Raw genomic sequence first — 22,243 nt, 5'->3', positions numbered from 1 at the left:
TAAAGCTATTGATTATTATGCTGGTGAGCGTGGAGGATACTTCGAAGTGACTTTAACCGACGGATCCAAACCTATTGCAAATAAGGCTGTGAAAATAGGATTCAATGGTAAAGTATACAACACAACTACTGATGAAAAAGGTTTAGCCAGATTGCAAATCAACTTGGGTAATGCAGGAACATACACTTTCGCTGTTGCATTCTTAGGCGACGACGATTATAAAGGTGCATTTGTAGTTCAAAAAATCACTGTAACCAAGAAAACAACAAGCATTACTGCTGCTGCTAAATCATACAAAGCATCTGCAAAAACCAAATCCTATACAGTAACCTTAAAAACAGAAAAAGGATCATCCATCGATGGTAAAACCTACCTCAGAAATGGTAAAACTGTTAAGCTTACTGTAAACGGTAAAACCTACACTGCAAAAACCAATGCAAAAGGCCAAGCTACCTTCAAATTAGATATTACTAAGAAAGGTACATACACCGCAAACATTAACTTTGCAGGTGACAACGGATACCAAGCATCAAAAGCAAGCGCAAAAATAACAATTAACTAGAGAGATTTAAATCTCTCTAACTTTTTTCTTTTTAAAATTCATTAATGTATTCTTTTAATGATATATGCAGTTAGACATTAATGATGTTAATGCAATCATCATAGTTTATTTTTAAGCAATGGTTGTTAATTTTATGTTTTCTTTAAGAAGTCCTATGAATAATTGGGGCTAACTTTGAGTAAATGGTGTTGGATTTATTTTAAAAAAATAGAAAATATGAGTTATTAATTATAACTCACTTTTTAGTTTCAATCTAGTAGATTTTTTTTACATCTTCCGGTTTAATCACGATGTCTTTACGTCTGTATCTAACAGAGATGTCATCACCGTTAATTGCATAAACCTGACTGGAGTATGTTTCTCCATCATGGTTGAATATGATTTCATCTCCTTTTTTAAGAACAACTTCAACATTATTAAGATTAATTTTGATGTTGTTTCTTGAAGGTTTTGATTTGATGACTTCTTTTTTAGGCTCTGCAATTTCTGGTTCAGGTGCTTTTTGTGTGTTGCCAAATAATTTACGGGTATTTTCCTGTCTTATAGCTTCATCATAATCAGGTTCATAATATTCTCCAAATTCATCATGTGTTTCATTGATGATTGGTGCATATTCGTCTTCATAGTCATCAAATTCATTGACATTTCTAATATAGCTTTCTTCCAAATCTGCAATTGGATCAATTTCTTCATCAGGTTCAGGTCTTAGTCTTTCTTTAACATCCTGGAAGAGTTTTGAACCTTTGATTGTGTTTGTTATTTTGGCTAAATCTTTTCTATAATCGAGGTCATTTTCCTCTTCAGCCATGTTTGAATCATCAGTTGGGGAACTGATGTTGCTGTCTTTAATTTTTGTAGGTGATTTTAATGTTGGCTGTTTAATTTCCTCTTCGGTATTTAACAGAGCATCTGTAATTCCTGCAGTTTCAGAAATGCTTTCGATTTTTTCTTCTTCAATTTCCTGTGAAGCATTGTCTATTGCTTCGGCAATATCTTTTTGTGTTGTTGTCTGAGGAACTTCGATTTCAGGCTCACTTTCAGTTGTCTCTTCAATAGTTGCATCTGTTTCGACAGGTGTTTCTTCAACATCTAAAACATCTTGGATTGTTTCTTCCGGTTGGGCAGTTGAAGTTTCTTCCTCAATGGTTTCCTCTTTTTTGTCTGCTTTATCAATGATGTCCTGAATTGTTTCTTCAGCAGGTTGTTCTTCAGTGTCAATGATATCTTGGATTGTTTCTTCCGGTTGGGCAGTTGAAGTTTCTTCCTCAATGGTTTCCTCTTTTTTGTCTGCTTTATCAATGATGTCCTGAATTGTTTCTTCGACAGGTTCTTCTTCTGCACTTACAACCTCTTGTATTGTTTCTTCGACAGGTTTTTCTTCATTTTCTATGACGTCTTCTATTGTTTCTTGACTTTCATCTTCACCTTTTAGCAGTTCTCCGATTTCTTCATCGGCCAAAATCTCTTCGATGAGTTTTTCTTCGATATCATCATTTTCCTGTCTTTTGCGGATACTTTCTTTAATTTCAGTAGTGTCCTCTTTTTCTTTTTGTATTTTTTGAGATTCTTTTTCTCTTTCACTGTCTTTTCTTTTTGATTCTTTAATAAGTTCGTCAATAGTAAATAAATCTTTTAACTCATGTTTTTCATTATTTTGGTCGTTATTAGGTGTCATAATATCAATCTGATTTTCGTTCATTGGTTCTTGAAATTTTTTAACTTTATTTTCATAATTAATAAGTACTTGATTTTGAGATTCATATTCAATGTTTTGATAGTTACTTTCTTTAATGTCATAACTGTCAACAATTTCATAATCAGAATCATGTTGGGAGTAGCTAATTGTGGAAATTTCATTTTCATCTGTGACTTTATCCTGTCTATCAGAGAGTATTCCATTAATTGTTTCGGTAGGAAGAATAGATGTGTCATCTTTTTCTAGTTCGTTGCCTCTATAATGCAGTTTCACACCAATAACGGCAATTGCACCGATAATTAGTATTGTTATCCAAATTAGTATTGTTATCCCGTTCATTTTTCCCAACTTAATTCCTTTGTTTATAGTATAATATATTTATGTGAAATAGTTAATTTAAATATTTTCATATTTTTCCGATTTCTGACTATATTTTGTGTAATTTTAAATCAATTTTTTTAACTTTATTGAATACTATTTATTTGTGTTTATATCTCTTATTTCTTGATATAATGTTTTTTAATGGAATATTTGTGGAAAGTATTATTCTTTTCGTTATTTTTTTATTAATAAATAAATATTAACATTTTTTAGAATACATTCAATTTATATATTTTTAAAATAAAATATAAATTAGATTAATATTAATGAGGATTAATCATGGTTGTTAAAATTAATGAAAACTATCTTAAATTAAAAAGCAGCTATCTTTTTGTAGAAGTTGCAAGAAGAGAAGCAGAATTTGTAAAAGCAAATCCTGATGCAAACGTTATTAAAATGGGTATTGGAGATGTAACTAAACCTTTAGTTCCTGCTGTTGTAAAAGCATTTAGGGATGCAGTTGATGAAATGGGTAATGCAGAAACTTTTATGGGTTACGGTCCAGAACAAGGTTATGATTTTTTAGCTGAAGCTATTATAAAAAATGATTACAATAAATATGGAATTTCTCTTGATACTTCAGAAGTGTTCATAAGTGACGGCGCAAAATGTGACACAGGTAACATTCAGGAAATCTTTGGAATTGACAATAAAATCGCAGTAACAGATCCTGTATATACAGTATATGTCGATACAAATGTGATGGCCGGAAGAACCGGAGAAATGGGTGATGACGGAATGTATGAAGGATTAACATACATTAAATGCAATTCCGAAAATGGATTTGTGCCTGAACTTCCGTGTGAACCTGTTGATATCATATATTTATGCTATCCGAATAACCCTACAGGAACCACTCTTACAAAAGATCAACTGAAAGTATTTGTGGACTGGGCAAAAGAAAACAAAGCAATAATATTATTTGATGCTGCTTATGAAGTATTTATAAATGAAGACAATGTGCCTCACAGTATTTATGAAATTGAAGGTGCTAAAGAAGTAGCTATTGAATTTAAGAGCTATTCAAAGACTGCAGGATTTACAGGAACTCGTTGCGCTTACACAGTTGTTCCTAAGGAATTGAAAGGATATGACAGTGAAGGAAATGAGGTGGAAATCAATCCGTTATGGAACAGAAGACAAACCACTAAATTCAATGGTGCATCTTATCCGGTACAAAGAGCAGCAGAAGCCACTTACTCTCCTGAAGGTCAAAAACAAATTAAGGAAATTGTTGACTATTATATGGTCAATGCCAAAATAATAAGAGAAAGCTTAACTGATATTGGTCTTGAAGTCTATGGTGGTGTAAGTTCACCTTATATCTGGGTAAAAACTCCTAATGATATGGATTCATGGGCATTCTTTGACTTGCTTTTAAACGAAGCAAATGTTGTTGGAACTCCGGGTTCCGGTTTTGGTCCAAGTGGAGAAGGATATTTAAGATTAACTGCATTCAATACTTTGGAAAATACTAAAGAAGCAATGGATAGAATTTCAAAATTAGAATTTTAGGTGTTTAATTTGAAGGCAAAATTTGAAAAACCGGTGCAAATTGAACAGGGCGATTCATTTAAAATGGTACTGTCTAAATATGGTGCTCTTGCTTTAGATAAACAGGAAAACTTATCTGATTTAATCGGTGAAGAAAAAGGAGATTTGGATTTGGAAAAAGGCACTCTCAATTTTGAAGATTTTGAATTGCCAATACAAATCATAGGATTTTTCACAGAGGAATTAAATCAATGGTCCTGGGCATGGGATAATGATGATATAGGATTTGATGAAGATTTCATTAAATCAGCTCGCCAAATGAAAGCTATTGGGGATGAATTTGATATTCCTCAATTAAATACTCCAATTATTCAGACAGATTTGGATACCTGCCATAATTTTGCAATGGTTACTACTGCAGTTTTAGATTTGGATGCTTATTATGCAGTACCTGAAGATGGGCTTGTTATTTTTGTGGCAGTTAATTCTGATTTAATCAAGGAAAATGATTCTCCTGAAAAATTCAGAATAAATTATGCAATTTTCCAGAAAAATTTCAATGTTTTTCCTAAAGTTGCTTTTGAAGGGTATACAAAACTTAAAGGTTATATTTATAAGCCTCATGATGATTTTGCAGTTGCCAAAATTGGTGAAAGCAGAATTATTGTCGGATTTACCGAAAGAGGAAATGTAACTCATATCCAAATGCTGTTAGAAGAGGATTAGTGATATGATGGATCAGGATTTGGTCGATGAAATTGAATATATGAAAGATTTGCTTACTAAATCCGGATTTTTTGATGTAGATGAAATCATTGAAATATTGGAAGACCAGTTCATTGAATATGATATTGATTTTTCAAAGGAAGATATTTCATTAAATAATTTTGACAACGTAAATTTCAATAAACTGGAAACCATATTTAAGGCATTGGCTAAAGAAAATATTGTAGCTATTCATAATTGCGGTTATGATTTACCTGAAGGTGTGGCTGATGCTTTTGAACTTTATGTTCATCTGAAAAATAATAAATATAATCCTGAAGGGTTTTGTTTTTACACATTTGAGGATGTGGAAGAGGCAATTTTTGACGAAAAACTAAAAATAACTTTTGGAGATTTTGAAGATAGTGAAGATAATGCACTGGAAATTGGAAAAACAGTTAATGATTACCTATCAAAAGATTTTACTATCCAATGGGATGGAACGACCAATAATCAGATAGAATTAGTTTCATTTAAATGGGATAAGTCTTTTGACAGTCAAAAAGAATATGAAATCGAAGGTGCATATGATATTTTTGTTAAGGGGTAGGTGTTAAAATGAATACTCGTTCACTTAAATTAATTCGTGAAGTAATGGTTAATTCAGGTAAATGGATTTCTATAGAAATATCTCAGGATTCAATATATCTTGAATTTAAGGATGTTGAGCTGGGAACTCCGAAAGAAACTGAAGATTTCTTTTTGACAGTTCGTTTTGCAGTTGATTCGTTCATTACAATTTTCTATGATAATATTTGGGATATTGATTTTTTAGCAAAATACAACTATAAAAATCAATTATTAAGTGAAAGAGTTTTATTTGACATTGAAGAAGTTAAATTCATTGATTTTGAATATCTCAACACTTTTTTCCATGATTATAAAAAAGATAAAACCATTTCTGTTGTTGAGGATTTTGATATTCACAATATCCGCAATGACTTTTTCATGTTAATCAAAACCAAGGAAATAGCTATTGTTGTTGGAGGAAATCAGATGGATTTCTTCACTAACCATGAACGATTAGATGATTCTTCACTCAGGGAGTTATCAAATCAGTGGATGCTTTACTTTTTGAAATATCATCAGAAAAGAAATATTATAATTAAAGATCCTATGTGCGAAAATCATCCGCTGATACATACCAAAAAATAATTCTTTTTAATTTTAATTTTAGTCATAAAAAAAATTAGTTTAATAGATATTTTATTTGATTTTTTTCAAATATCTATTAAAATTATAATGTCTTGTTTTAATATACAGTAAGTTAATGTGGAATGCGTCCGACAATGAAATCATAGATGTGCCAGATGCCGGATACAAATCCGTTATATTCATTATTGTGAATATTACTCATGTCATCTTCAATACGGTCATCAACTTCTTTTATGAAAGTGGTATTGTTGTAGTCATGTTCTGTGAAGTAGTGAACCTGTATTGCATAGTTTGTATCTTCTTTAGAAAATACATAATTAACTCCAATTGGACTCCAGATTTCAGAGGTATCTCTTGAAGGATTTGAGAAATATTGTTTTGAAACAGTAACTCCGCTTAAAGTACTGTTGTCATTTTTAAGAACTTTATATCCTCCATCTTCCATGGCTCTGAATTTTGCTTCCGATATTGATGTGATGTGGTCTTCCGGCCAGTCATCCCAGTGGTCAATGTATACATATTCGTTTGTAATTGCATGAGGAGTTTTGGACATGTTTGTTAAATTTAGTTCATCAGTAGTGTTCCAGGCTTGAGGTACAACTGTTATACTGTGACCGAAATCAACAGTTCTGTCTGTCTGAAAACTTAAAAAACTATTAATTCCATTAATATTCACTGCAATAAATATGATAAAAACTGCAATTATAAAAGTTCTTACCATGTCTTGTTTTCTCATTCAGTTTTTCCTCCTTTATGTACTGTTTTAGCCCATTTTCTTTCTTTTCTTGTCATCATATTATGCATTGTTAAGAAGAACAATGGAATTAAATGGAAACAATATATATAATATTTAACCATATCTTTAACAAAATCAAGAGCACTCAGATTGTCTCTTAAAAGAGCGAAAATCATCCCTGGGAAAAATGCAATAGCGGATAAAATACCAACAATAATTGGTGCTTCCATTCTAATTAAAGTTACATTCTGGAAGAAGAACCAGGAAATTGCATTCAGGATTGTAATTACGAATCCGAAAAAGATTAATAAGTTAAAACTGTAAAATGAAATGTGCTCTATAACATTGAATTTTTTAAGTAGCGGAATATCGGACCTTAAGATTTGAGGAAGATAAACAAATAATGTTTCAAAGTTACCTATTGCCCATCTTGTTCTTTGTCTAAAGAACGCTCTCCAATCGGTTACTGCTTCCTGATATACTGCACATTCTCCACAGTAACTAATTTTTCCTCCTTGAAGAATAATCTTAATAGCGAGGTTCAAGTCTTCGGTAACCGCAAATCCGTCCCATTTTCCACAATCAACAATTGCCTGTTTTTTTACAAATTGACCATTTCCACCTAAAAATCCAGTATGGCCTAAGTTATCTTTTGCTATTAATGTGTTACCAAATGTTGAGAATTCAACGTGTTGCATACGGGCTAAAAAGTTTTCATTTTTATTAAACATTTTCACTCTTGATTGAACACCGTCAATGTCTTCACCAAGATATTGGACAACTGTTTTCAAATAATCTGGTTTAATTTGAGTATCTGCATCAAATACTCCAATAATTTCTCCTCGAGATAAAGTTAAAGCGTCATTTAACACAAAACCCTTACCTTTTCCAGATCTTGGAGGGTGTCTTGTAACGATTTTAACTTGAGGGAGCTCTTTTTTTAAATTAGCCAATATTTCTCCGGTATTGTCTGTTGACCCGTCATTTACAACAATCAGTTCATATTGCGGTTCGTCATCTATGTGATAATCAAGCCCACATACGCTTCTAACTGTATCTGCAATAGTAAATTCTTCGTTGTGTGCTGGGATAAAAATACTTACAAAAGGAAGAGTTTCAGGAGGTTTTGGTTTTTTCTGCTTTTTTAAACTAACAAGTGAGTTAATCAGCATAGCTCCTGTTGGAATTAATAAAACCCATTGCAGCCATGTTGCATTTCTAGATAAGACTGCAATAATGATTAGGGATATACATAAAATTAAAAGTAGGCTTGAATCTGATTTTTCAATTAAAAGTTCAACACTTTTTTCTTTTACTTTTGATTGGGCGAATTTGACGTTTTGTATGTTCTGTTCATGTTTTCTTAAAGCCACTGCCATGGATCTTTGAAGTTCATCTTCATCAAGCGGTTTAATTAGATATCCATATGGATTACTCATTAGTAATTTATCTATGGTTTCATTGAATAAATCACCAATAATTATAATTATAGGAATGTTGAAAAGCTCTAAATCTTCAGTTAATTCTATTAAATCCATATCTGGAATTTCTGAATCTAGAAAGATTAAATTAGCTTCTAATTCATCAACTTTTCTGAATATGTCATCTTTTTTTGAGGCGGAGCCTACAAAGTCATAATCATAATTTTCAACATATTCTTGGATAAAGCCTAATAATTCTTTTTGAGAGCTTATAGCGAATATTTTTGGCTTTCCATCTATTAATTGGAATTCAGTCATACTAAATCATTTATTCTGTAAAGCCACTAGCTTCATTGATTCGCTTTTCTTCTAGTTTTGCTCTATTGATTGTAATTTTTAGTGTTTTATCGAGTTTGTTGATGTCGTATGGTTTTGATACAAAACCGTATGATCCTTTGACATTTGATTTTTCAAAAGTATCTGTATCTGTGTTTGCAGTTAGGTATATGATTGGTATCCTTAATTCTGAAATTACTTCTGCAGCTTCAATTCCTTCCATGTCTCCTTTCAATTTGATGTCCATTAAAACAACATCTGGAACTGTTTCTGCAGCTGTGTCAATTGCGTCTTGACCAGTATCAACTGTGTCGACAATTTCATATCCTAATTCTTCTAAACTGTATTTCAAATCAAGTGCTGTGATTGCTTCATCTTCTACAATTAAAATTCTTTCGTTCATTTTTATCCTTTCCATTATAATTTTAAATATTTGTTATTCATTTTATTTAAACTTTAACTCCTTTTTGTTTATCCTTCGATGGTATGTTCCATATCTAGTGGGAATGTCAATTTGTATCCTGTTCCATGGTCCTGTTGAATCAGTTCAATTTTTCCATCTAATTGTTTTGTGAGGTTTTTGATAATTTCACATCCCAGATTTTTAGTAATGGTTTCTGGATTGTCAATACCTACTCCATTATCTTTGAGGATTAACTGGCCGGTTGAGTTGTCTAGTTTAGTAATCCGTTTAAATATCTTTTTGTTAGGTGCGCTTTTATCAGGGAATGCATGTTTAATTGCATTCATGGTCAATTCATCAATGACTAACAATAATGGAGTTATAACTTCAATAGTTAAGTTAATATCTTCATCCACTTCAGATTCAAATTCAATACCGTCTCTTAAACCGATTAAACCTCTTAACTGACTATCTTGATCGGAAATATATTCTTTTAGATTAATATTTTTAAAGTCTGTCGTATTGTAGGTTTTCTCGTGCAGAATTGCAAGTGAAGAGAGTCTTGATTGCATATGGTCAATAATTATGTTCGGTTTATTTTTATAAGCTCTTTTCTCTAAGTTTAAGAAACTGTTCAGTACTTGTAAGTTGTTTTTAACTCTGTGGTGAACTTCCTTAATTAATATTTTTTGATGTTCATTTGCTTCAAGTAATTCTTTTTGCTTATTCCTCTCTTCAGTAATGTCGGTTAAAAATCCGATACTGTGTGTGGCTTCTCCGAATTCAAATCTTTCCATATAAATGTCGCAACTTTTTTGGTTGTTTTCATCTCCATTAACATTATATGTGAAACTTAAAGCAAGTTCATTGATTTCACCATCAAATAGCTGTTTGAATCTGCATTTAACATCTTCTTCAACAATATTGTCTATAACTTCTCTTGAGTGGTGATATGTCATTGGGTCAACTTCACAAAGTTCGTAAAATCCTTCTGAAAATTCGTATTGCTTAGCGCTTAACGGTTCAATAAGCAATGCTAATTTCTTACTATTTTTAAAACCTTTTAATAAGAAATCAACGGGTCTTGTCATTTTTCTACTGGAATCAGTACTTACATCTTTTATTAAACCGTAACGACTAACCAATTTTCCATTTTCATCAAACTTGGAATAGAGATTAATTTCAAGATATTTTAAAATTCCATCGTCTGTTCTTATTCTGATAATGGACTCATAATTACTTCTTCCTTGGTCTAGGGTTTTAAGTATTTTTTCAACTATAGGTTTATCTTCGGGAATAACCAAATCGAATACTATATTGTAATATTCATCATTTTCTTCTCTTAAACGATTAATGATATTATAAATACCTTGTGTCCAACTGTATCTGTCCTTGATTTTATAGTAACTTCCAGTCTGCGAGAAATACTCGATTAAATGAGCTTTTTCATCATATCTATCTGTTTCTGGCACCAATAGTTTACTTTCACTATTGTCTCTGTGTTCTGAAATTAAGATGAGTTTGCCCATATCCCAAATTATTTTTATATTTGAAAATCTGGCCAGTTTCTCATTAAAGTGATAGAAGAATCTCATTTTCTTCATTTTTTTTGTTTGATAAACTTCTCTGAGAGGTTCTGCCAGAATTTTATAAAAACCTGGTGATGTTTTACTAAGCAAACGTCCTGCAACATCTTCTTGTTCAATATGACCTCTAACAAGCGCACTTAAGCCTAATCTTTCAACAATAAAGTCTTCTCCATCATTATATGGAACAAAAAGATCTATATCGTTTGAGATATTGTTCAATGTTTTTTCAAAAGGCATTGTCATGACATCAAATTCTGCTGGAACTTTGGTAAATAAGTCTCTTTCTGTAATATCATAGATACGCACTTCTTCTGTATCTTCTAATTTACGATATTCTTTTTCTATTCTCATGTTTTCACTGCTCCTCGCTTTCCATGTATTCATCTAAGGTATGTTCGAAACTTGTTGGGAATAGTATTCTAAATCCAGTTCCAACATCACAGTCCATTATTTCAATTTTTCCATTAATCTGTCTTGTTAAGTTATTTATTATCTCCCATCCTAAATTATGGTTTATTAAAGCTTCAGGGTCTTTAAGTCCAACTCCATTATCTCTCAGTATTAATTCGCAGACATTTTCATTAATTAGGTCAATCTTTTTGGAGATTGTTTTGTTTGGCATGTCAGGGTTTGGGAATGCATGTTTGATTGCATTCATGGTAAGTTCATCAACAACCAAAAGTAATGGTGTAATTGTCTGAATAGATAAGTGTATGTCTTTATCAACTTCAGATGTGAAATTTATGTTTTTTGCTCCAAATAAAGTCTGTAGAGTTGAGTCCTGATCCTGCATATAATCATCAAGATTGATGTTTATAAAGTCCTCAGTATTGTATGTTTTTTCATGAAGCAGGGCAAGTGAAGATAAACGTGCCTGCATATTGTCTAAAATACGATTTGGGTTATCTCTATATGCTCTTCTTTCAAGATTTAGGAAACTGTTCAATACTTGCAGGTTGTTTTTAACTCTGTGGTGAACTTCTTTAATTAAAATGTTTTTAGTTGCATTGGATTTGATTAATTCCTGCTGTTTTTTACGTGAAAGGGTAATGTCGGTTAAAAATCCAATACTGTGGTCTTGGTTACCATATTTGAAACGTTCAATAAATAATTCGCATATTTTTAAATTATCTTCAGAACCATTGACTTTATATGTAAATACTCTATTTAATTCAGGTATTTCACCAGCAATCAGTTGATTAATTTCTTTTTTGACATCCTTTTCCATGATGTTTTCTATAACATCTTTGCTATGAATATATTCATTTTTTGGAATTTCAATCATCTTATAGAATCCTTCACTGAATTCATATCTCTTACTTAAAGGTTCTACAAGCAATGACAATTTGGAATTGTGATTGAATCCGTTTAACATAAAGTCGACAGGTCTTGTTTTATGCTTGTGTGAATCAACACTAATGTCTTTAAATAATCCGTAATGGCTTATTTCTTCCCCGTTTTCATCAAATTTGGAGTAAAGATATGTGTCCAAATACTTGATTTGACCTCCAGGTGTTTTAATACGGATGATATTTTCATAGGAATCTGTTTCAGGGCTCATTGTGTCAAGCAACTCTTCAACTAATGGTTTGTCTTCAGGAATCACCAAATCAAAAATGATGTTGTAATATGAATCGCTCGCTTCTTTTGAGCGGTTGATTATATTGTAAATACCTGGAGTCCATGTGAATTCATCGTGAATCTTATAGTAGCTTCCTGTTTGTGAGAAATATTCGATTAAAGCAGCTTTATTCTCTTCTTCTTCTTTTTGCTGTTCTTCTGGAGTTTTATTTTCTTCTACTGCTTTTCTCAAATCTGAAATTGCGTATATTTCGCCTTCATCGATGATAACGTGAATGTTTGCAAGTGCATGAATTTTATCGCTACGATAGTAGAAAACCCTCATTGTTTTAGTTTTTCCGGTTTCATAAACTTCTTTAAAAGCATTTCCAAATATTTCATAGTAAAATGGTGAACATTCACTTAGTTTACGACCTTCAACATCTTCTAATTTAATATTTAATCTTTCCAGTAAATTCCATCCAATTCTTTCGATAATGAAATCTTCACCATCATCAATTGGCAAGAAAACATTAATATCGGATGGAACATGTTTCATAACATTGCTAAAACGAACTTTTTCAGGTTTCTTTACGGGGGGAACATCCTGAAAAACATAGTTTTTGTCAATATTATAAACTCTTATTTCTTCAACATCTTCTAATTCTCTATAATGTCTTTCAATATGCATGCGAATTACCCAAGTTTATAATTTATATTGATTTGTATTTTTGTTCTTTGTAATATTTATATTATATAGAATATTATGTCTGATTAATTTTGGAAAAACTTTTTTAATAATAAATGATATAATAATAATGTTATGGAAATTTTGAAAATTTTCAGATTAATGATTAAAAGGAGTTATTAAATGACTTGTAGTATTTTAGTTGGTGGTGCATGGGGTGATGAAGGTAAAGGAAAATGTATCACTTACCTTTGTGACAATGATAAGCCAGACATTATTGCTCGTGCGGGTGTTGGGCCAAATGCAGGGCATTCTGTAGAATTTAACGGAGAAAAATATGGTTTAAGATTGACCCCATCAGGTTTTGTACATACTGATGCTAAACTCATGATTGGAGCAGGAGTTTTAGTAAATCCTGATGTATTATTTAAAGAATTTGAAGATTTAAAAAAGTATAATGTAAAAGAAAGAATGTGTGTTGACCCGAGATGTGCAATTATATCCGAAGACCACATGAACAGGGATAAAAGTTCAGAACATTTGGCTAAAAAGATTGGAAGTACCGGTTCTGGCTGCGGACCTGCAAATTCAGACCGTGTAATGAGAACTATTGATTTGGCCCGGGATATTCCAGAACTTGAAGAGTATATTACTGATGTATCTCTTGCAGTCAATGAATCAATTGACAATGGTGGGGATGTGTTCATTGAAGGTTCACAAGGTTTTGCTCTTTCTCTTTATTATGGATCTTATCCATTCGTAACCAGTAAGGACACTACTGCATCCACCTTTGCGGCAGATGTCGGTGTTGGACCAACTAAAGTTGATGAAGTAATTGATGTATTCAAAGCTTATATTTCTCGTGTTGGAGAAGGTCCTTTCCCAACTGAAATGACTCAAGAGGAAGCTGAAAGCAAAGGACTTGAAGAATATGGTGTTGTAACAGGACGTCGTAGAAGAATAGGCTACTTTGACATGGAACTTGCAAAAGAATCATGCAGAATCAATGGTGCAACCCAAATTGCTTTAACCTGTGTTGACAGATTATATCCTGACTGCGCAAGAACCCAGGATTTCAGCGATTTGTCCGCTGATACCAAAGCGTTCATTGAAGATATACAAACTGAAACTGGTGTTCCAGTCACTATTATCTCAACCGGACCTGATTTAAAAGACACAATTGATTTAAGAAAAGAGTTATTATAATTTTGATATATTAAGTTCATATCATTAGTGTTTTGCATTTTGGATATGGGCTTACCTTTCTATATTTTACCACTATTTTTTTTAGATATTTTTTTTATTATTTATTTTTTTGTAGAAAATTCTCTATTTTGAACACTAATATGTTAAATATGATAGGGTGTATATATTATATATAATAATGAATTTTTGCTGTTATATTCATCTCTAACATTAACGAAGCTTGTGTATTTGTTCACAATAAATTATAATGTGATTAAAATGGGACTATTCGATAGATTTTCAAAACCAAAATGGGAACACAAAAAACCGGAAGTGCGAATTGAAGGAATAAAAGAACTGGATGATCAAAATATTTTGATAGATATTGCTAAAAATGACAGTGCATCTGGGGTTCGAAAAGCAGCTATGGGAAAAATTAATGATCAGTCTGTTTTGATAGATATTGCTAAAAATCATGAAGATCCCGATGTTCGTTATAATGCTCTTGAATTCATTAATGACCAGTCTGTTATAATAGATGTTGCTAAAAATGATGAGGATGATTATGTTCGCGCCTGTGCTACAAATATTATTGATGACATGTCAGTTATAGAAGAAATTGCTAAAACCGATTCGTTTTGGAAGACTCGTGCTATAGCGGTAACAAAGATTACTGATGAATCTGTTTTAATTGATATTTATAAAAATGATTCTCGTGATAATGTCCGTGCCACTGCTGCTGCAAGGATTACTGATGAGTCTGTTTTAGTAGATATTGCTAAAAATGATTCCAATGGGCTTATTTCAGCTGAAGCTATGGATAAACTTGATGATCAAGATCTTTTCAAAGATATTGCTAAAAATCACAAAGAGGCATCTGGTCGTGGTGTAGCTATGGAAAAGATTACTGATTCTTCTTTTTTATCTGAAATTGCTTATAGTGAACCTGACGAAATGATTTGTTCGGTTGCAGTTTCACATATTGAGGACAAAGCTCTTTTGGAGGATATTGCAGAAAATCATCCTAGTCCAACCATTCAAATGTTGGCAAAAAGTAAGATGGATGAATCAACTTTGAAAGTTACAGTTAGTAGGGACTAATGAATAAATAAATTTTTTATTAAATATGATTATTAAAAGGAGGTATTAATAATGGTATTTTCTAAGATTAAAGGACTATTTTCAAAAGAACCAGCAAAAGAACCAGTTAAAGAGCCAGTTAAAGAGCCAGTTAAAGAACCGGTAAAGGAACAGGTTAAAGAGCCAGTAACCAGCACTGTTGATGAAGCAACACAACAGAGTGCAAAAAGAATATATGAAGAGTTTTCAGGATATGGTATGGAAGGTATTTCTGAAAAAATGATTTATGACAGTATTTGGAATGCCAAAGAAGAATTTAAAAGCCGTAATATTATGTGGTTTGGAAGTGATTTTGAACTTGCAGTAAGAGGCATTATGGATGCTGGAATTTCTCTTCCACAACCTATGGAAGGATATGCTCAAGAAATCTGTGCAATTTTCTCTAAAAATGTAGATTTTGAAAGTGTTAGGTCTGATATCAGAAGTATTGGTGAAAAACTTGATGATGACCACAAGCAAAAACTCGTGGCTTTCCGTACCAGCAGGTTATGTCAGGAGGCTCTTCAAAACGGAAACCAATATGCCGGACAGTTCAGTATAAGACACTTGGAGCTTGCTTGGGATGGTCTTGGTGGATGGATGAGTTAATAGCTCACCATACACTTTAATTCCAATTATCTTTTTTAATTTTTTTAAGGTGATGTAATAGAAATGAATTTATTAAATCTATCAAAAATACCCACAAATGAAATCTTGGCTGGTTCATTTGGGATAGAATGGGAAAGTTTAAGAGTAAAAGATGATGGAACATTATCTCTGACTCCTCATCCGGAAGTTTTTGGTGATAAACTAAAAAATCCTGTTGTAACCACTGATTTTTCAGAAAGTCAAATTGAAATAATAACTCCTACATTCGATACAATTGATGAGGCGTTTGATACTTTTTCTTTGATATCTGATATTGTTAATTATTCTCTTCGTGAAGATGAATTTCTCTGGTTTCAGTCAATCCCATGTATTTTGCCTTATTGGGACCAAATTCCAATAGCCCAATATTCGGGTGAAGGCATATCTTCTCAAAAATACCGTGAAGATTTGGCAAAAAAATATGGTGTTAAAAAACAGATGATTTCAGGGGTTCATTTTAATTTTTCATTTTCAGATGGTTTTTTAAAAAAATTACACGCCTTGGAAGAACCCGATTCAGATTTTACGGAGTTTAAAAATAATGTTTATTTAAAAATTGCCAGAAATTATCAAAGGTATTGTTGGCTAATAATCTATTTGACAGGCTGTTCTGTGGGTTCTCATAAGACATTTTCCAATGAGTGCATTCACCTTATGGATAAAAAAGATGATTACGGCAGTTTTTATTCGACTAAAGGACCTTCCTTTAGAAATTCCTCTTGTGGTTATAAAAATCTTAAAGAATTATATCCTTCATATGATTCAGTTGATGATTTTGTTTGTGATGTCAAGGGTTTTATTGAAAATGGAGATTTGTCGGAAGCCAAGGAGTTATATACTCAAATTAGGCTTAAGCCAAAATATCCTCAGGACATGTTAAATTCTCTAAAAAATGATGGCATTGAATACGTTGAAATAAGGACTTTGGATATTAATCCGTTTTATAAATGCGGTCTTGTAAGGCATGACATGAATTTCCTGCACCTGTTGTTAATATATTCATTAATTAAAAATGAATCTGGATATGCTGATTGGCAAAAGGAGGCGAAGTTTAATGAAGAACGCACTGCTGAATGTGCTTATGTCGAATCAATGAGATTGCTTAGGGATGGCAAGAAAGTTACACTTAAAAGCTGGGCGGCAGACATAATTAATGAAATGTATGGGATGTGTGAAGTATTGGGGATGGATGAAACTCGTACTTTAAACTTAATGCTTAATCGTATCTCAAATCCTGAATTGACGTATGGTAAAAGGTCAATGAAACTAATTAAGGAGAAAGGTTTTATTAATGCACATATGGAATTGTCTAGAAATAACAAGCAAACTAGCCTCAATATTCTTAAGAATATGGATTCAGATGAATGTGATGAACTTAAAAAATATTACAACATTGCATTATGGATTAAATGAAATTGTGTCTGCAAATTTAAAAAAAAGGTGATGTTAAAGTTCATCCAGTGAAAATGAACTTAAATCCAGTAAATCAAAAGTTAATATTTTTGGAGCAACTGTAACTTTTCCAACTCCGGTAATAATCTTATAAGCTTCAAATGCTTCAAGACAACCAATTAAATTTGGTGTTGGTCCAATTACTGGCGGAACTCCGGAGGTTACATTTTTTAAATCTCCGATAACTTCTTCTGATAACTCTTTTCCACGTGATGGTAAGTTAAACATTTCTTCATATGTTTTCTCGCTATTAGGTAAAAATACTGTAATCTGACCTAATGTTCCATGAATTGCACCATGGATGTAAGGTATTCCTTTGGTTTTGGCAGCTCTTGAAACAATGACTCTAGTTAGGACATTGTCAAGTGCATCAATGACTATATCTGAATCTCCGATGACTTTGTCTATATTGGTTTGATCAACATGTTCATTAAATGTTGTTACTTTAACATATGGGTTAATCAGTCTCACTTTTTCTTTAGCTACTGCACTTTTATCAAGACCCAAATCTTTTATTGACGCTAATGTTTGTCTGTTTAGATTTGACAGGTCAAATGCGTCCTTATCAACCAAGACAAGTTCTCCAATACCCATTCTGGCAAGCATTTCGATGGTTTCACCACCAATTCCTCCACAACCGATAACTGTTATTTTTGCATCTTTGAACCTTTCCTGTTCGCTTCTAGTTACTATACTCATTTGGCGGGAAGCTATTTCCCAATATCCGTCACCTATATATCTAGTTGGCATTTTTACACCTATTTTTAATAATATAACAATAGTTATTTTTTCTATATTTATGTTAACTTTTTTTAATTATTTAAATATTTTGGATATCAAGGTTGATTGATATTTTATTTTAATTAGTTTAAAAGTTGTTTTTTTAGAAATAAATTATTAAGATTAGTTAAAACTAAATTTAAACCTAAAAACAAACATTTATATATTATTAGAGCAATTAAATAATTTTAATAATTAAAGGGGGATTATTTCATGACCACGTCTAACCCGATTCAGATACTTTTGAATAAAAGTAAAACTCGAAAAATGGTTAATATAGACATTATTAAAAGTCCAATGAAATATGAAATATTGGATTTGCTGAGACATAATGAAATGAACTTTGATGAAATTGTGGAAAACACTTCAAAATCTAAAGCTGCAGTATCTTTGCATCTTAAAGATTTAAGAGAAGAGGGGATTGTAAAATACAGGCCGGATCCAACTGACAATCGAAAAAGAATATTCTATCTGAATTCCGAAATGCTTGGATGCATTGATGCAACTAAAGTTAACACAAGCAATAAAACAAAAAGATTAATTCAGAATTTCATTGAGGATGGTGAAATTGAATATAATCTGATGTTGGTCCATACATTTAAAACTATCCTGAATGAGTATGGAATAGAGATTAATCCAATAATGAATTCAATCGGAAACCATATCGGGGATTATATCTTTGCACAGGTCTATGATGAAGATTTTGATATTTTTACTCATAATATTTTAAAATATTGGGCTGATAATAATCTGGGGTTTTTAAGTTTTGATATTAAAAATAATCTTCAAATAATTCCCCGGCAATCTTTTGAATCAGTTAAGCTTGAAAAAACTGGGCTTCCTGAATGTTACCTTGAGATAGGGATGTTTGAATCTTTATTTAGCAATTATTTTCAGTTTAATGTAAATATCACAGAAACTAAATGTTATTCTATGGGGGATGACTACTGTTTATTTGAAGTTGAACCTTAACATTTAATTATTTTTTAAATCATAGTATAATTGGTGATTAAATGGATAAAAAGATTATCGCAATTATTGTCGCTGTTGTTGTCATTGTCATTGCGGGAGCATATTTCATCATGAATGGTGATGACGGCACTGTAACTATTGGTTATTTGCCTTCTGATCATGATGCAGCTTTGTTTGTGGCTGATGCACAAGGACAATATGAAAAAGAGGGTATAAAAACTAAATTGGTTCAGTTCAACAATGGTGGAGACCTGATGACTGCCATGGCTAGTGGTGAAGTGGATGTTGGTTATGTTGGAATAACTCCTGTATTATCTTCGATTGAAAAGGGTGTTCCTGTTAAAGTCATATCCGCTGCTCAAACTGAAGGGTCAGGTATTGTTGTATCCTCTGACTCTGGAATAAATTCAGTTTCAGACTTGGCCGGTAAAAAAATAGCAACTCCCGGCGAAGCTTCCATTCAGCACATGCTGCTTAAATATTATCTCGAGCAAAACGGAATGTCAATCAATGATTTGAAAGTTTCAGCTATGAAAGTTCCTTCAATGAATGATGCACTCAAAACAAACAAAATTGATGGTATGATTACTTTTGAACCATATGTGACTATTGCTGAGGAAAATGGTGCAAAAGAGTTGGTTGATTCTGCTGAAATATTGCCAAACCATCCATGCTGTGTTGTAGTGGCATCAGATAAATTCATAGATAATCATCCGAATGAAACTTCAAAGATTTTAGAAATCCATGAAAATGCTACTTCTTTCATAAACAATAATACTGATGAAGTTGCCGGTCTTCTACCGGATAATATTGTCAGTGATGTTGAAGTTGAGAAAAAAGCATTGTCTGGTTTTCCATTCATATCTGGCTTGGATGATAGTTTCAAACAGGATGTAGTTGACTTCATGAATTTGGAAGTTGCTTTAGGAGTTTTAAAACAGCCAATTTCTCAGGATAAAATTTTCTGGAAAGAAAATTAATTATCTTCTTTTTTTTATTTTTTTGCGTTTTTTTAGAAAATATTTATATATTAAAAAATATATAACAATTGTTATCATAATATAACTATTGTGATAAATAAATAATGGGAGGGTAACATATGTGTGAAATTTTTTGTTTTAATTCAAATACGCCAAAACAAGTAAATGAATGTCTACAATGTTTTTATAATCACTCTGAAGAACATCCACATGGATGGGGATTAGCTAATATGCAACCAAATGAATTTGTTATAGATAAAGAACCTATAAAAGCAACATGTAGTCAACATTTGAAAAACATATTGTCCCATCCTGTTATTGGTAAAAATGTATTCGCTCACATCAGATTAGCTACTGTGGGGGAAATAATATCTCCTAATTGTCACCCCTTTACTGAAGCTGATGATAATAACAGATCATGGATGTTAATTCATAACGGAACCATATTTGATTATCCAAAGCTCGATGAGTATAAAGATAAAGAAAGTGGGGATACTGATTCTGAGCGAATACTACTATATATTATTGATGAAATTAACGAATTTGAAAGGTCTAAATGTAGTCTATCAACAATAAAAGAGAGATTCAATATATTGGCTGAAATTGTTGAAGATTTGTCTAAAAATAACAAAGTTAATTTAATGATATATGATGGGGACTTGACTTATATTCACTCTAATATGAGGGATTCATTATACTATTTAAAAAATGATGAAGGTTTTCTAGTTGCTACAACTCCTTTAACAGATGATGAAAACTGGAAGCCTGTTGAATTGAATAAATTATTTGGTCTAATTGATGGAAATATCATTTTTGAAAGTGAAGAACATGATAATGAATATGTATTGACTGAAGAACATGAGAATGTTCTTGAAGAATTTTTAAAATCAGTGACTTGGGATGAAAATAATGATTAGCGAGGAAACGATAAGGGATAAATTATATGATGAGTTTATAAAACCAACTAATCAAAAAAAGAATTATATTGGTGTTGAAATTGAAATTCCCATCATTAATTTTGATAAAAAAGCTGTTGATTTTGATGTTGTTCACAATATAACTCACAAATTCCAGAAACAATATTCAGATTTTCAGGATAATGGAATAGATTATGATGGAAATGTTTTTGCAATAAAAAACCCAAAAACTGATGATGTAGTTTGTTATGATTGCTCTTATAATAATATTGAATTTGCAATGGGTCGTGAGAAGGATTTATTTAGCATTAATGAAAGATTCCGTGAGTATTACTCATTTTTTAAAGAATCATTTGAAGAGTATAATCATACACTTACTGGAATGGGAATTAATCCATATCGGGAATATAATGAATACCAGCCCATACCTTCAGAAAGATATTTGATGCTTTATCATCATTTAAAATCTTTTAAAAATTATGAAGATGTTCCAATGCATTTTCATGAATATCCTGAATACGGAATGTTCTCTTCAGCTTCGCAGGTACAATTGGATGTATATAAGGATGATTTAGTAAAGACAATAAATGTTTTTTCAAAAATTGAACCGATTAAAGCATCACTGTTTTCAAATTCAGTCCTGATTGATAAAAACAAGCATGTAACTTGCTTTCGAGATGCTCTGTGGGAGTATTCAACACATGGTGTAAATCCTCACAATATAGGAATGTATGATGTGGATTTAAAAGATTTAGATGATTTGCAGTCTTATTTGGAGTCTTTAAACATTTATTGTGTAATGCGAGATGGAGCCTACATTAACTTCCAGTCAATGAATCTTTTGGATTATTTTAGCCGGGATTATGTTTGTGGTGAAATTTATTCCAATGGAGAATACAGAAGAATTGATGTGAAGCCGCTTATTAATGATATCAAATATTTAAGACATTTTAAATTTATCAATTTAACATTTAGGGGAACTGTTGAGTTTAGGAGTGTATGTACACAGCCAATCAATGATTCAATGTCTGTTGCAGCATTTCATTTAGGTTTAAAAGATAAACTGAATGACTTGGATGAGATAATCTCTAATGATAATGTCATCTATCATAAAGGTTATACTGCTGGTGAACTAAGAAAATTGTTAATTCAAGATGAAATTCCTGCATTCATTGATAAAGATAGTTTATGTAAATTATCAAAAGATATTGTGGATTTGGCAGCAGCAGGTCTTAAAGAGAGAGGAATTGGTGAGGAAATATTTTTAAAACCTCTCTACGAACGTATTAAAAATCGTGTTAATCCTGGAAAGAATATGATTACACTGTTAAATAATAATACTAAAATTGAAGATGTAATTGAAGAATATGGTAAATTAAGTAATATTTAGATTAGGGGGATGGA

20 protein-coding genes are annotated in these 22,243 nt (G+C 31.8%); 13 read left to right on the top strand and 7 right to left on the bottom strand.

Translation table 11 applies throughout. From position 1 onward, the window contains the following. Positions 1–562: Ig-like domain-containing protein (locus IJL02_RS09450; RefSeq protein ID WP_292815591.1), on the top strand; the 562-nt coding region annotated here is incomplete at its 5' end. 253 nt (positions 563–815) lie between these two features. Here the strand turns inward: IJL02_RS09450 and IJL02_RS09445 are convergent. Next, positions 816–2,597, bottom strand: a complete 1,782-nt coding sequence (locus IJL02_RS09445; RefSeq protein WP_292815588.1) for a hypothetical protein — start codon at positions 2,595–2,597, stop codon at positions 816–818. Positions 2,598–2,918: 321 nt separating this feature from the next. Here IJL02_RS09445 and IJL02_RS09440 point away from each other — a divergent pair, with 321 nt between their 5' ends. From IJL02_RS09440 to IJL02_RS09425, 4 genes are read left to right on the top strand one after another with little or no spacing between them, the layout of a single operon-like run. Beyond that, positions 2,919–4,154 (top strand): LL-diaminopimelate aminotransferase, encoded by a 1,236-nt coding sequence (locus IJL02_RS09440; RefSeq protein ID WP_292815585.1) that lies wholly within the window; start codon positions 2,919–2,921, stop codon positions 4,152–4,154. Positions 4,155–4,163: 9 nt separating this feature from the next. Next, positions 4,164–4,859 (top strand): DUF6882 domain-containing protein, encoded by a 696-nt coding sequence (locus IJL02_RS09435; protein ID WP_394357496.1) that lies wholly within the window; start codon positions 4,164–4,166, stop codon positions 4,857–4,859. A 7-nt stretch (positions 4,860–4,866) separates the two neighbouring features. Further along, positions 4,867–5,448, top strand: a complete 582-nt coding sequence (locus tag IJL02_RS09430) for a DUF6891 domain-containing protein (protein WP_292815577.1) — start codon at positions 4,867–4,869, stop codon at positions 5,446–5,448. 8 nt (positions 5,449–5,456) lie between these two features. Then, complete coding sequence (locus tag IJL02_RS09425) at positions 5,457–6,053, top strand: hypothetical protein (protein ID WP_292815574.1); 597 nt, start codon at positions 5,457–5,459, stop codon at positions 6,051–6,053. Positions 6,054–6,165: 112 nt separating this feature from the next. Here the strand turns inward: IJL02_RS09425 and IJL02_RS09420 are convergent, their stop codons facing one another. From IJL02_RS09420 to IJL02_RS09400, 5 genes are all read right to left on the bottom strand, one after another. Next, positions 6,166–6,789, bottom strand: coding sequence for a hypothetical protein (locus tag IJL02_RS09420; RefSeq protein WP_292815570.1), 624 nt, complete (start codon positions 6,787–6,789; stop codon positions 6,166–6,168). Beyond that, a complete protein-coding gene (locus IJL02_RS09415) occupies positions 6,786–8,528 on the bottom strand; it encodes a glycosyltransferase (protein WP_292815567.1) in 1,743 nt (580 codons plus the stop codon). The genes IJL02_RS09420 and IJL02_RS09415 overlap by 4 nt, the downstream gene beginning before the upstream one ends. Positions 8,529–8,538: 10 nt before the next feature. Continuing rightward, positions 8,539–8,949 carry a response regulator gene (locus IJL02_RS09410; protein ID WP_292815563.1) on the bottom strand — a complete coding sequence of 137 codons (411 nt, stop codon included), beginning with the start codon at positions 8,947–8,949 and terminating at the stop codon, positions 8,539–8,541. Positions 8,950–9,017: 68 nt separating this feature from the next. Further along, positions 9,018–10,889 (bottom strand): histidine kinase dimerization/phosphoacceptor domain -containing protein, encoded by a 1,872-nt coding sequence (locus tag IJL02_RS09405; protein WP_292815558.1) that lies wholly within the window; start codon positions 10,887–10,889, stop codon positions 9,018–9,020. 4 nt (positions 10,890–10,893) lie between these two features. Next, positions 10,894–12,789, bottom strand: a complete 1,896-nt coding sequence (locus IJL02_RS09400; protein WP_292815555.1) for a histidine kinase dimerization/phosphoacceptor domain -containing protein — start codon at positions 12,787–12,789, stop codon at positions 10,894–10,896. Positions 12,790–12,969: 180 nt separating this feature from the next. Here IJL02_RS09400 and IJL02_RS09395 point away from each other — a divergent pair, with 180 nt between their 5' ends. The 4 genes from IJL02_RS09395 to IJL02_RS09380 all read left to right on the top strand — a co-directional run bounded on the left by IJL02_RS09395 (position 12,970) and on the right by IJL02_RS09380 (position 17,151). Continuing rightward, on the top strand, positions 12,970–13,992 hold the full coding sequence (locus IJL02_RS09395) for an adenylosuccinate synthetase (protein ID WP_292815552.1): 1,023 nt from the start codon (positions 12,970–12,972) through the stop codon (positions 13,990–13,992). A 258-nt stretch (positions 13,993–14,250) separates the two neighbouring features. Next, positions 14,251–15,072 carry a HEAT repeat domain-containing protein gene (locus IJL02_RS09390; protein WP_292815549.1) on the top strand — a complete coding sequence of 274 codons (822 nt, stop codon included), beginning with the start codon at positions 14,251–14,253 and terminating at the stop codon, positions 15,070–15,072. A 51-nt stretch (positions 15,073–15,123) separates the two neighbouring features. Beyond that, on the top strand, positions 15,124–15,699 hold the full coding sequence (locus IJL02_RS09385) for a hypothetical protein (RefSeq protein ID WP_292815546.1): 576 nt from the start codon (positions 15,124–15,126) through the stop codon (positions 15,697–15,699). 63 nt (positions 15,700–15,762) lie between these two features. Further along, a complete protein-coding gene (locus IJL02_RS09380) occupies positions 15,763–17,151 on the top strand; it encodes a glutamate--cysteine ligase (RefSeq protein WP_292815543.1) in 1,389 nt (462 codons plus the stop codon). A gap of 33 nt (positions 17,152–17,184) precedes the next feature. Here the strand turns inward: IJL02_RS09380 and IJL02_RS09375 are convergent, their stop codons facing one another. After that, positions 17,185–17,940: a HesA/MoeB/ThiF family protein gene (locus tag IJL02_RS09375; RefSeq protein WP_292815540.1), complete on the bottom strand. Its 756-nt coding sequence runs from the start codon at positions 17,938–17,940 to the stop codon at positions 17,185–17,187. Positions 17,941–18,183: 243 nt separating this feature from the next. On the opposite strand from IJL02_RS09375, the gene IJL02_RS09370 reads away from it, so the two are divergent. From IJL02_RS09370 to IJL02_RS09355, 4 genes are all read left to right on the top strand, one after another. After that, complete coding sequence (locus tag IJL02_RS09370) at positions 18,184–18,942, top strand: V4R domain-containing protein (RefSeq protein ID WP_292815537.1); 759 nt, start codon at positions 18,184–18,186, stop codon at positions 18,940–18,942. A 41-nt stretch (positions 18,943–18,983) separates the two neighbouring features. After that, a complete protein-coding gene (locus IJL02_RS09365; RefSeq protein WP_292815534.1) occupies positions 18,984–19,922 on the top strand; it encodes an ABC transporter substrate-binding protein in 939 nt (312 codons plus the stop codon). A 119-nt stretch (positions 19,923–20,041) separates the two neighbouring features. After that, the gene (locus tag IJL02_RS09360) at positions 20,042–20,839 is read left to right on the top strand and encodes a class II glutamine amidotransferase (RefSeq protein ID WP_292815530.1); all 798 of its coding nucleotides are present in this window, start codon (positions 20,042–20,044) and stop codon (positions 20,837–20,839) included. After that, positions 20,832–22,229 (top strand): hypothetical protein, encoded by a 1,398-nt coding sequence (locus IJL02_RS09355; RefSeq protein ID WP_292815526.1) that lies wholly within the window; start codon positions 20,832–20,834, stop codon positions 22,227–22,229. Before IJL02_RS09360 ends, IJL02_RS09355 begins: the two co-directional genes overlap by 8 nt. Positions 22,230–22,243: the final 14 nt, after the last annotated feature.

Source organism: Methanobrevibacter sp., assembly GCF_017427765.1.
GTDB lineage: Archaea > Methanobacteriota > Methanobacteria > Methanobacteriales > Methanobacteriaceae > Methanocatella.
The sequence above is the reverse complement of the archived record's forward strand: the minus strand, read 5'-3'. Positions and strand labels throughout refer to the sequence as shown.